Below are 10,910 nucleotides of genomic sequence, written 5' to 3'. Positions count from 1 at the left end.
AAAAGAACTTCCACAAGAAGTAAAAACTCTGCTTCCAGCAGACCAAACAGACTTGAAAGATGGCAACCAAGTAACTCCAACACAACCAAGTAAAACGGAAGTTAAGACAGCAGAAGGCACATGGAGCTTCAAGTCATACGACAAGACTTCAGAGACTGTCAACGGTTCAGATGTTAAGTTTGTAGGAACATGGGAATTTACAGCGAGCCCAGCATCAACAGTGACTCATAAAGCAGTTCACGAGTTTGTCAGCGGAACGCCAGGAAAAGAACTTCCACAAGAAGTGAAAACCTTGCTTCCAGCAGACCAAACAGACTTGAAAGATGGCAACAAAGTAACTCCAACGCAACCAAGTAAAACAGAAGTGAAGACAGCAGAAGGTACCTGGAGCTTCAAGTTCTACGATAAGACATCGGAAACAATTAATGGATCAGATGTTAAGTTTGTAGGTACATGGGAATTCACCCCATCCCCAACCTATAAGGCAACTCACGAGTTTGTCAGCGGAACTCCAGGTAAAGAACTTCCACAAGAAGTGAAATCCCTGCTTCCATCAGACCAAACAGACTTGAAAGATGGCAGTCAAGCAACGCCAACGCAACCAAGTCAAACAGAAGTTAAGACAGCAGAAGGTACCTGGAGCTTCAAGTCTTATGACAAGACATCTGAAACCATCAATGGAGCAGATGTTAAGTTTGTAGGTACATGGGAATTTACAGCAACTCCAGTTCCAACAGTGACTCATAAAGCGGTTCATGAGTTTGTCAGCGGAACGCCAGGAAAAGAACTTCCGCAAGAAGTGAAAACCTTGCTTCCGGCAGACCAAACAAACTTGAAAGATGGAAGTCAAGCAACACCAACGCAACCAAGTCAAACAGAGGTTAAGACTGCAGAAGGCACATGGAGCTTTAAGTCCTATGACAAAGCATCAGAAACCATCAATGGAGCGGATGCCCACTTCGTCGGTACTTGGGAATTTACCCCGGCACCAAATAAAAATTCTGGAAATAATAGCCAACCAGAAGAAGGAAGTAGTCAAAAGCAGAACTTGTTACCAAACACAGGTTCAGCAGTATCTGGTCTTCTTTCAATCATCGGTCTTGCCTTTGCAAGCCTAGCAGCTTTTGTTCTTCGCAAGAAAGATTAAGCTACTCTTAGGAAATAACAAAATGACTTCTTAATTCCTGAGCCTAAGAAGAGAGAACGAAAAATCGTTCTCTCTTTTTCGTTTTATACACTTGTTTAATTTCTTATCTAATCTATGGTTTTTTCAGACTTAAAAGGAAATGCCAAGTATATGAGAAGTAAGATTCTAGGTCTTCAGACTGATTTTTAGCACTCTTGGCAAAAGAGTGCTAAATTTTTGAGTTTTTGTCTTGACATTCTCTTCTAAGGGTGTATAATAGAATCATGAATTAGCACTTGGATGTATCGAGTGCTAATCGATTGGACGGAGAGGAGTGATGAGATGGTTACAGAGCGTCAGCAGGATATTTTAAATCTGATTATTGACATCTTTACCAAAACGCACGAACCTGTCGGATCCAAGGCGCTACAAGAGTCTATTAATTCTAGTAGTGCTACCATTCGTAATGACATGGCAGCTCTAGAGAAGCAGGGTTTGCTTGAGAAGGCTCATACCTCAAGCGGTCGGATGCCAAGTGTCGCGGGATTTCAGTACTATGTGAAACACTCGCTTGCTTTTGACAGACTGGCTGAAAATGAGGTATACGAGATTGTCAAAGCCTTTGATCAGGAGTTCTTCAAACTGGAGGATATTCTGCAAGAGGCTGCTAATCTACTGACAGACCTGAGTGGCTGTACGGTAGTGGCTCTGGATGTTGAGCCGAGCAGGCAACGATTGACAGCCTTTGATATCGTTGTTTTGGGACAACATACAGCCTTGGCAGTATTTACCCTAGACGAGTCCCGAACGGTTACCAGTCAGTTTCTGATTCCAAGGAACTTCTTGCAGGAAGATTTGCTGAAACTGAAGAGCATCATTCAGGAACGTTTCCTCGGTCATACCGTTCTAGATATTCACTACAAGATTCGGACGGAGATTCCACAGATTATCCAGCGTTACTTTACGACAACGGACAATGTCATGGATCTCTTTGAACATATCTTTAGGGAAATGTTCAACGAAAATATTGTGGTAGCGGGAAAAGTCAATCTCTTAAATTTTGCCAATCTAGCAGCCTATCAGTTCTTTGACCAACCGCAAAAGGTGGCCCTAGAGATTCGTGAAAGTCTGCATGAAGATCAGATGCAAAATGTGCGTGTTGCGGACAGTCAAGAGTCTTGTCTAGTTGATCTAGCAGTGATTAGCAGTAAATTCCTCATCCCTTATCGTGGTTTTGGAATTTTGGCGATTATCGGTCCAGTCAATCTGGATTATCAGCAATTGGTCAACCAAGTCAATGTAGTCAACCGCGTATTGACCATGAAGTTGACGGATTTTTATCGCTACCTAAGCAGTAATCATTACGAAGTAAATTAATTTTGAAATCATTAAAGGAGGCGAAAATGGCCCAAGATAAAAAGAACGAAGAAATGAAAGAAGAGGAAGTTGTGGAAACAACTGAAGAAACAACTCCTGAGAAGTCTGAGTTGGACTTGGCAAATGAACGCGCGGATGAGTTCGAAAACAAATACCTTCGCGCTCATGCAGAAATGCAGAATATTCAACGCCGTGCGAATGAAGAGCGTCAAAACTTGCAACGTTATCGTAGCCAAGACCTAGGAAAGGCTATCCTTCCTTCGCTCGACAACTTAGAACGTGCGCTTGCTGTTGAAGGTTTGAAAGACGATGTCAAAAAAGGATTGGAGATGGTGCAAGAAAGCTTGATTCATGCTTTGAAAGAAGAAGGAATCGAAGAAATCGCTGCTGACGGTGAATTTGACCATAACTATCACATGGCCATCCAAACTCTCCCAGCAGACGATGAACATCCAGCAGATACCATCGCCCAAGTCTTCCAAAAAGGCTACAAACTCCATGATCGCATCCTACGCCCAGCCATGGTGGTGGTTTATAACTAAGATACAAAGCCCGTAAAAAGCTCACAGTAAAAATAGGAGATTGACGAAGTGTTCGATGAACACAAGAAAATCTATCTTTTTTACCCAGAGCTTAGGGCGTGTTCGATTCGGCAATTCTGACGGTAGCTAGAGCAACTCGTCAGAAAACGGCAATCGCTATGGCGTTTGCCTAGCCTCCTTACTAACTCGTCGTCGAAATAATATCGATTTCGACTCCTCGTGTCGTAACATATATACATTGAAAACTTGTCCGAAACGACAATAAACTATGAAAGAAAGATAAAAAGCAAGCCGGAGGCTTGCAAGGAAGATATTGCCCGCCGTGGTGAAAGTTTCAGTAGCTTTTGCTACTGAAACAGGGGATTTTTGAGACAATAGGCTCAAAAATAAGTGATGAAATCCCGAAGGGAGTTGCTCACGTCCCCACCACTTAAGGGAAATATCAAAAAATCAAAATTCGAATTAAAATTTAAGGAGAAAAACACATGTCTAAAATTATCGGTATTGACTTAGGTACAACAAACTCAGCAGTTGCAGTTCTTGAAGGAACTGAATCAAAAATCATCGCAAACCCAGAAGGAAACCGTACAACTCCATCTGTAGTATCATTCAAAAATGGAGAAATCATCGTTGGTGATGCCGCAAAACGTCAAGCAGTTACAAACCCAGATACAGTTATCTCTATCAAATCTAAGATGGGAACTTCTGAAAAAGTTTCTGCTAACGGAAAAGAATATACTCCACAAGAAATCTCAGCTATGATTCTTCAATACTTGAAAGGCTACGCTGAAGAATACCTTGGTGAAAAAGTAACCAAAGCAGTTATCACAGTCCCAGCTTACTTCAACGATGCTCAACGTCAAGCAACAAAAGACGCTGGTAAAATCGCTGGTCTTGAAGTAGAACGTATCGTTAACGAGCCAACTGCAGCAGCACTCGCTTACGGTTTGGACAAGACTGACAAAGAAGAAAAAATCTTGGTATTCGACCTTGGTGGTGGTACATTCGACGTATCTATCCTTGAATTGGGTGACGGTGTCTTCGACGTATTGTCAACTGCAGGGGACAACAAACTCGGTGGTGACGACTTTGACCAAAAAATCATTGACCACTTGGTAGCAGAATTCAAGAAAGAAAACGGCATTGACTTGTCTACTGACAAGATGGCAATGCAACGTTTGAAAGATGCAGCTGAAAAAGCTAAGAAAGACCTTTCTGGTGTAACTTCAACACAAATCAGCTTGCCATTTATCACTGCAGGTGAAGCTGGACCTCTTCACTTGGAAATGACCTTGACTCGTGCGAAATTTGACGATTTGACTCGTGACCTTGTAGAACGTACAAAAGTTCCAGTTCGCCAAGCCCTTTCAGATGCAGGTTTGAGCTTGTCAGAAATTGACGAAGTTATCCTTGTTGGTGGTTCAACTCGTATCCCAGCCGTTGTAGAAGCTGTTAAGGCTGAAACTGGTAAAGAACCAAACAAATCAGTAAACCCTGACGAAGTAGTTGCTATGGGTGCGGCCATCCAAGGTGGTGTGATTACTGGTGATGTGAAAGACGTTGTCCTTCTTGACGTAACACCATTGTCACTAGGTATCGAAACAATGGGTGGAGTCTTCACAAAACTCATCGACCGCAATACTACGATTCCAACATCTAAATCACAAGTCTTCTCAACAGCAGCAGACAACCAACCAGCCGTTGATATCCACGTTCTTCAAGGTGAACGCCCAATGGCAGCAGACAACAAGACTCTTGGACGTTTTCAATTGACAGATATCCCAGCTGCACCTCGTGGAATTCCTCAAATTGAAGTAACATTTGATATCGACAAGAATGGTATCGTATCTGTTAAGGCTAAAGATCTTGGAACTCAAAAAGAACAAACAATTGTTATCCAATCAAACTCAGGTTTGACTGATGAAGAAATCGACCGCATGATGAAAGATGCAGAAGCTAACGCTGAAGCAGATAAGAAACGTAAAGAAGAAGTGGACCTTCGTAACGAAGTAGACCAAGCTATCTTTGCGACTGAAAAGACAATCAAGGAAACTGAAGGCAAAGGCTTCGATGCAGAACGTGACGCTGCTCAAGCTGCTCTTGATGAGCTTAAGAAAGCCCAAGAAGACAACAACTTGGACGACATGAAAGCTAAACTTGAAGCATTGAACGAAAAAGCTCAAGGACTTGCTGTTAAACTCTACGAACAAGCCGCAGCAGCTCAACAAGCTCAAGCAGGAGCAGAAGGCGCACAAACAACAGGAAACGCAGGCGATGACGTCGTAGACGGAGAGTTTACGGAGAAGTAAGATGTTGAGGCGTTAAGAAAACGAAAGAAAAATAGGAAGCCATCGCCTTGTGTGATGCACAAAAGATGGCTTATCTTTTTTCCGAAGTTTTTAGCCGAAACTCAGTTTAGCATTACTAGTTTAATTTTTAAAACTTGAACGTCGTAATGATAGGAAGAAATCCAGAGGTTGCAACCCAGCCTCTGTTTTTCGATAAAATAGAGGGTGTCGTTTATGAAAAAAGTACTTTGTATCATTTATCCTAATTTTTCTCTTTATGAGATAACCACTTTAACGAGTACTTTAGCTCTGTCTTTTGACATCACGATTGATTATGTGGCTTCAGATAATTCAATTGTTATTTCTGAAGATGGTTTGCCTTGCCAACCTACAAAAACATTGGATCAAGTACATATAGAAGAGTATTCTTGTGTCATTTTACCAGGAATGGCAAATATAGGGCCTGCTCTACAGGATGAAAAATTAAATTCGTTTTTGAAGGGACTTGATAAAAAGGAAATTCTAATTGCAGCCATTTCTTCAGCGCCCCTTTTATTGGCAAAAGCAGGTTTGTTGAATGATACGAAATTTACAGGTGGAATTTGGCAAAACTTCTTTGACTATTTTGAATTTCTTCCACGTGAAAATTTCCAACCCAAAGTTCTTGTGCAAGATAAAAATATCATTACGGCTATCGGTTTTGCACATCAAGAGTTTGCAAGAAAAGTGATTCTTAGTCTAGATTTGGCAGAAAATACTGACAACTATTTTAAAGAACAGAACGAATTTTCAGAAGAGGATTTGATTTTTACTCTATCGGACAAAGAGTTTGATGAAGTGAAGCAGAGTATAGAAAATACCCTCTAATGATTTACTTATAAACTATAGAAAGGAACAAGGGTGTTCGCAACTGAACACGGGTTCCAGAATTTCTTACTTAATTTGAAAGAAAGGACAAAGAGCATTCGAGAAATTGAACTCGAGCGGAAAGCTTGGAAATTAGATAAACCTCCTAAGAAATCAGGATTTCTTGTCGGTTTCCTAAATTTCAGTCGCTTTCTGTTCGCTCTTAGTATCTTGTATGAACAATACTGAATTTTATGATCGTCTGGGGGTGTCAAAAAACGCTTCGGCAGACGAGATCAAAAAGGCTTATCGTAAGCTTTCAAAAAAATATCACCCGGATATCAACAAGGAGCCTGGTGCTGAGGAAAAATACAAGGAAGTTCAAGAAGCCTATGAGACTTTGAGTGATGACCAAAAACGTGCAGCCTACGATCAATATGGTGCTGCTGGTGCTAATGGTGGCTTTGGTGGTGCAGGCGGTTTTGGTGGTTTCGACGGAGCAGGTGGCTTCGGTGGTTTTGAAGATATCTTCTCAAGTTTTTTCGGAGGAGGCGGAGCTTCGCGCAATCCAAACGCTCCTCGTCAAGGTGACGACCTCCAGTACCGTGTGAATTTGACTTTTGAAGAAGCCATCTTCGGAACGGAAAAAGAAGTTAAATACAATCGTGAAGCCAGCTGTCGTACCTGTAACGGATCTGGTGCTAAGCCAGGAACAAGTCCAGTCACTTGTGGACGCTGTCATGGCGCTGGTGTCATTAACGTTGATACGCAGACTCCTCTTGGTATGATGCGCCGTCAAGTAACCTGTGATGTCTGTCATGGTCGCGGAAAAGAAATTAAAGATCCATGTACAACTTGTCATGGAACAGGTCATGAAAAACAAGCTCATAGCGTACATGTAAAAATCCCTGCTGGTGTGGAAACAGGCCAACAAATCCGCCTCGCTGGTCAAGGTGAAGCAGGCTTTAACGGTGGACCTTACGGGGACTTGTACGTGGTGGTTTCTGTTGAAGCCAGTGATAAATTTGAACGTGAAGGAACAACTATTTTCTACAAGTTGAATCTCAATATTGTCCAAGCAACTCTAGGAGATACTGTGGAAATTCCAACTGTGCATGGCGCTGTCGAATTGGTTATCCCAGAAGGAACTCAGACTGGCAAGAAATTCCGCCTACGTGGCAAGGGAGCACCGAGCCTTCGTGGTGGTGCTGTTGGTGACCAATACGTAACCGTTAATGTCGTAACTCCGACAGGCTTGAACGATCGCCAAAAAGCAGCGCTTAAAGAATTCGCAGCTGCAGGTGACTTGAAAGTCAATCCAAAGAAAAAAGGCTTCTTTGACCATATTAAAGATGCCTTTGAAGGAGAATAAAGTAAAAAGAGCCGATTGGCTCTTTTTGTATAATTTTGGGAAATTTAGTATCGAAAAATCATTTTCCAGTTAGTCTACTATCTATGCTTTTGAGTGAGCAAGCCAGCCTCATCCATCTCCTGGATGAGTTGCTTGATTTCCGCTTCTTTGCCAGGCTTAACGGTGACGGTATCAATGTGGTTGATCGCCGAATTATCCTGAATATCTACCAAGGTCAAGGCTTTTTCATAGAATGCGATTCCCTTTTTGAGACTTGCCTGATCCTTCCAAGCTAGAATTGTGTAAGAAGAATTTGATTTTTTTCCTTTTTCTTGGAAATACTTCTCGCCCTCCTCCTCTAAAAATTGTATTAAACCACGATTGAATAAGTTGTCTCCTACTTTATAGTAGGAAATATCTCCTGTCTGGAGGACATAGACTTCGAGTCGGTTTTTGGTGAGTTTTGGACTTTCCTTTAGGACGGGGTGACTATTGATGACCTCGTCTGAGAAAGTAACATAAAAATCTAGGCCTCCACCCTCGTATTGATAGTGTCCATCCGATTCTACTTTCTCAGGAGGCATGTCAAGGGAGGTAAAGATTTGTTTTAAGGTTTCATTCCCATTTCGGATGTCACTCGGTGAAGCCTTGAAAAGATTCATCACTAGTAGAAATGCTAGGGCTGCAAGCAGGCAGAGACAACCGCAAATAATCGCGATGACCTTCGCTAGAACTTTTACAAACTGTTTCATTTTCATTCCCTCCCTTTTCTGTTCAAATCTAGTAATCCAAAATGGATTTAAGGAAAGTTGGAGGCTTTCTTATTCTTGTTTTTCTTCTTGGAGGACCGCCATTCTAGTCTGGAAATCTTTTTCCAAGACTTTGAACTTGTAGGTCAAGTCTTTTTGGTATTCCTTGATAAGGGTTTTTTGTTGGTCGATGATTTGTAGGCTGTTTTGGATGATATCCAAATCATCCTTGATAGCTTCGACGCGGTCAGTTGTATCTAGCACTTCATCCTGAATGGCTTGGCGATTTTTTACGACAAAATAACTTCCGGCTGCAGCACCTGCAAATAGCAATAGATTGGATAGTTTCATGGCAACTCCTTAGGCATTTCTAATGGTTTCAGCGACTTGAGCAAGTTTGTCAAAGTCAGGTTCGTGGGCGATAAAGTCAATCTTAAGGTCATCTTCTGCACCGTAGCGAGGTAGGAGGTGCACGTGAGTATGAAAGACTGTTTGACCAGCAACTTCCTCACAGTTGGCGATGATGTTCATACCAGCAGCTTTGGTAGCTTTCATAACTTTTTGAGCTACCAGTGGCACTTGGGCAAAGAGTTGGCTGGCACTTGCGGCATCCATCTCCAAAAGATTGCGATAGTGCTCTTTGGGTACAATGAGGGTGTGTCCAGGCGTTACTTGAGAGATATCAAGAAAGGCAAGAACCTGCTCATCCTCGTATACTTTTGAAGCAGGAATCTCCCCTGCGATGATCTTACAAAAAATGCAATCTGACATAAAATCTACCTCTACTGTATTGAATTTTGATATAATATAGCTACATTATACCAGATTCGGAGAAAATATGTTAGAAATTAAAAACCTGACAGGAGGCTATGTTCACGTTCCTGTCTTGAAAGATGTGTCCTTTACAGTTGAAAGTGGGCAGTTGGTCGGTTTGATTGGTCTCAACGGTGCTGGGAAATCAACGACAATTAATGAGATTATTGGTCTGTTGACACCTTACAGTGGGGAAATCAAGATTAATGGTCTCACCCTGCGAGAAGATGCGACCAACTACCGCAAACAGATTGGCTATATCCCTGAAACGCCTAGCTTGTACGAGGAATTGACCCTCAGGGAGCATATCGAGACGGTTGCCATGGCCTATGGTATTGAGCAAAAAGTGGCTTTTGATCGTGTGGAACCTTTGTTAAAAATGTTCCGCCTGGACCAAAAATTAGACTGGTTCCCAGTGCATTTCTCCAAAGGGATGAAGCAGAAGGTCATGATTATCTGTGCTTTTGTCGTAGATCCGAGTCTTTTCATCGTTGATGAGCCTTTCCTTGGGCTCGATCCGCTGGCCATTTCTGACTTGATTCAGCTACTAGAAGTAGAAAAGCAAAAAGGCAAGTCCATTCTCATGAGTACCCACGTGCTGGATTCAGCGGAGAAGATGTGTGATGCCTTTGTCATCCTCCACAAGGGGGAGGTGCGAGCTCAGGGGAACCTCCAGCAACTCCGCGAAGCCTTTGACATGCCTGAAGCGAGTTTGAATGATATTTACTTGGCTCTGACCAAAGAGGAGGAGCTATGAAAGACTTGTTTTTAAAGCGAAAGCAGGCTTTTCGTAAGGAGTGTGTCGGTTATCTGCGCTATGTTCTCAATGACCACTTTGTCTTGTTCCTGCTAGTTCTCATCGGTTTTCTAGCTTACCAGTACAGTCAACTCTTGCAACATTTTCCTGAAAATCATTGGCCTATCCTCTTGTTTTTGGGGATTGTATCTGCCTTGCTTTTGGCTTGGGGAGGAATCGCGACCTACATGGAAGGACCTGACAAGCTCTTTCTCTTAGTCAGTGAAGAGGAGGTTAAGTCTCACCTCAAAGGGCAGACAGTGCGCTCACTGGTCTTTTGGCTCTTGGTCCAAACCCTTTTCTTGCTTTTATTTGCGCCCTTATTTTTAGCCATGGGCTATGGCTTACCAGTTTTTTTCATCTATATGCTTTTATTGGGAGCTGGGAAATATCTCCTATTTCGTCAAAAAGCCAGTAAATTTCTTACTGAGACTGGAATCGACTGGGACTATGTGATCTCCCAAGAAAGCAAGCGCAAGCAAGTTTTGCTTCGTTTCTTTGCTCTCTTTACGCAGGTTAAGGGCGTTTCAAATAGTGTCAAACGTCGCGCTTATCTGGATTTTATCCTAAAGACTGTTCAGAAGGTACCTGGGAAAATTTGGCAAAATCTCTATCTTCGTTCTTACTTGCGAAATGGAGACCTCTTTGCCCTCAGTTTGCGCCTCTTGCTCCTATCCTTGTTAGCTTTGCTCTTTATCGAGCAATCTTGGATTGCGACAGCAGTGGTGGTTCTATTTAACTACCTCTTGCTCTTTCAGTTACTGGCCCTCTATCATGCCTTTGACTACCAATACTTGACCCAGCTCTTTCCACTAGAAAAAGGGGAGAAGGAGAAAGGGTTGAAACAGATTGTAGTCGGTGTGGGAAGTGCAGTTCTTTTGTTAGAATTACTGGTCGGAGCAGTGGTTTTTCAAGAGAAAATAGCCTTGTTGGCTCTTGTAGGGGCTAGTCTCTTCCTACAATTGTTTTATTTGCCTTACCAACTAAAAAGATTGGTTGACGAATAGACCAAAAACTAGTAG

Annotated in this window: 11 protein-coding genes and 1 pseudogene; 9 read left to right on the top strand and 3 right to left on the bottom strand. The window is 42.3% G+C overall.

All coding sequences use genetic code 11. From position 1 onward, the window contains the following. The 7 genes and pseudogenes from HMPREF0849_RS09635 to dnaJ form a co-directional block, all read left to right on the top strand. The coding region (locus HMPREF0849_RS09635; protein ID WP_000574971.1) for an SHIRT domain-containing protein at positions 1 to 1,147 on the top strand (1,147 nt) is incomplete at its 5' end. 74 nt (positions 1,148 to 1,221) lie between these two features. Then, positions 1,222 to 1,308 (top strand): annotated as a pseudogene (locus HMPREF0849_RS10745) (DUF2812 domain-containing protein); the annotation flags it as partial. A gap of 160 nt (positions 1,309 to 1,468) precedes the next feature. Continuing rightward, positions 1,469 to 2,503: a heat-inducible transcriptional repressor HrcA gene (hrcA, locus tag HMPREF0849_RS09630; RefSeq protein WP_000255744.1), complete on the top strand. Its 1,035-nt coding sequence runs from the start codon at positions 1,469 to 1,471 to the stop codon at positions 2,501 to 2,503. Positions 2,504 to 2,529: 26 nt separating this feature from the next. Further along, positions 2,530 to 3,045, top strand: a complete 516-nt coding sequence (gene grpE / locus HMPREF0849_RS09625; RefSeq protein WP_000046059.1) for a nucleotide exchange factor GrpE — start codon at positions 2,530 to 2,532, stop codon at positions 3,043 to 3,045. Positions 3,046 to 3,530: 485 nt separating this feature from the next. Next, positions 3,531 to 5,354, top strand: a complete 1,824-nt coding sequence (gene dnaK / locus HMPREF0849_RS09620; protein WP_000034684.1) for a molecular chaperone DnaK — start codon at positions 3,531 to 3,533, stop codon at positions 5,352 to 5,354. Positions 5,355 to 5,567: 213 nt separating this feature from the next. Beyond that, positions 5,568 to 6,200 carry a DJ-1/PfpI family protein gene (locus tag HMPREF0849_RS09615; RefSeq protein WP_000756344.1) on the top strand — a complete coding sequence of 211 codons (633 nt, stop codon included), beginning with the start codon at positions 5,568 to 5,570 and terminating at the stop codon, positions 6,198 to 6,200. A 214-nt stretch (positions 6,201 to 6,414) separates the two neighbouring features. Continuing rightward, entirely contained in the window at positions 6,415 to 7,551 is a 1,137-nt protein-coding gene (gene dnaJ, locus HMPREF0849_RS09605) for a molecular chaperone DnaJ (protein ID WP_001066313.1), read from the top strand. Positions 7,552 to 7,628: 77 nt separating this feature from the next. On the opposite strand, the gene HMPREF0849_RS09600 is transcribed toward dnaJ, so the two are convergent. From HMPREF0849_RS09600 to HMPREF0849_RS09590, 3 genes are all read right to left on the bottom strand, one after another. Next, positions 7,629 to 8,282: a hypothetical protein gene (locus HMPREF0849_RS09600; RefSeq protein ID WP_000808876.1), complete on the bottom strand. Its 654-nt coding sequence runs from the start codon at positions 8,280 to 8,282 to the stop codon at positions 7,629 to 7,631. A gap of 69 nt (positions 8,283 to 8,351) precedes the next feature. Continuing rightward, on the bottom strand, positions 8,352 to 8,630 hold the full coding sequence (locus tag HMPREF0849_RS09595) for a hypothetical protein (RefSeq protein ID WP_000777743.1): 279 nt from the start codon (positions 8,628 to 8,630) through the stop codon (positions 8,352 to 8,354). 9 nt (positions 8,631 to 8,639) lie between these two features. Continuing rightward, the gene (locus tag HMPREF0849_RS09590) at positions 8,640 to 9,050 is read right to left on the bottom strand and encodes an HIT family protein (RefSeq protein WP_001278306.1); all 411 of its coding nucleotides are present in this window, start codon (positions 9,048 to 9,050) and stop codon (positions 8,640 to 8,642) included. Between the two features lie 67 nt (positions 9,051 to 9,117). Between HMPREF0849_RS09590 and HMPREF0849_RS09585 the strand changes: the two genes are divergently transcribed. Beyond that, complete coding sequence (locus HMPREF0849_RS09585) at positions 9,118 to 9,849, top strand: ABC transporter ATP-binding protein (RefSeq protein ID WP_000889934.1); 732 nt, start codon at positions 9,118 to 9,120, stop codon at positions 9,847 to 9,849. After that, entirely contained in the window at positions 9,846 to 10,895 is a 1,050-nt protein-coding gene (locus tag HMPREF0849_RS09580; RefSeq protein ID WP_000653790.1) for an ABC transporter permease, read from the top strand. Before HMPREF0849_RS09585 ends, HMPREF0849_RS09580 begins: the two co-directional genes overlap by 4 nt. The last annotated feature ends 15 nt before the right edge of the window (positions 10,896 to 10,910 follow it).

Source organism: Streptococcus sp. C300 (assembly GCF_000187645.1).
GTDB classification, from domain to species: domain Bacteria; phylum Bacillota; class Bacilli; order Lactobacillales; family Streptococcaceae; genus Streptococcus; species Streptococcus oralis_CQ.
The sequence above is the reverse complement of the archived record's forward strand: the minus strand, read 5'-3'. Positions and strand labels throughout refer to the sequence as shown.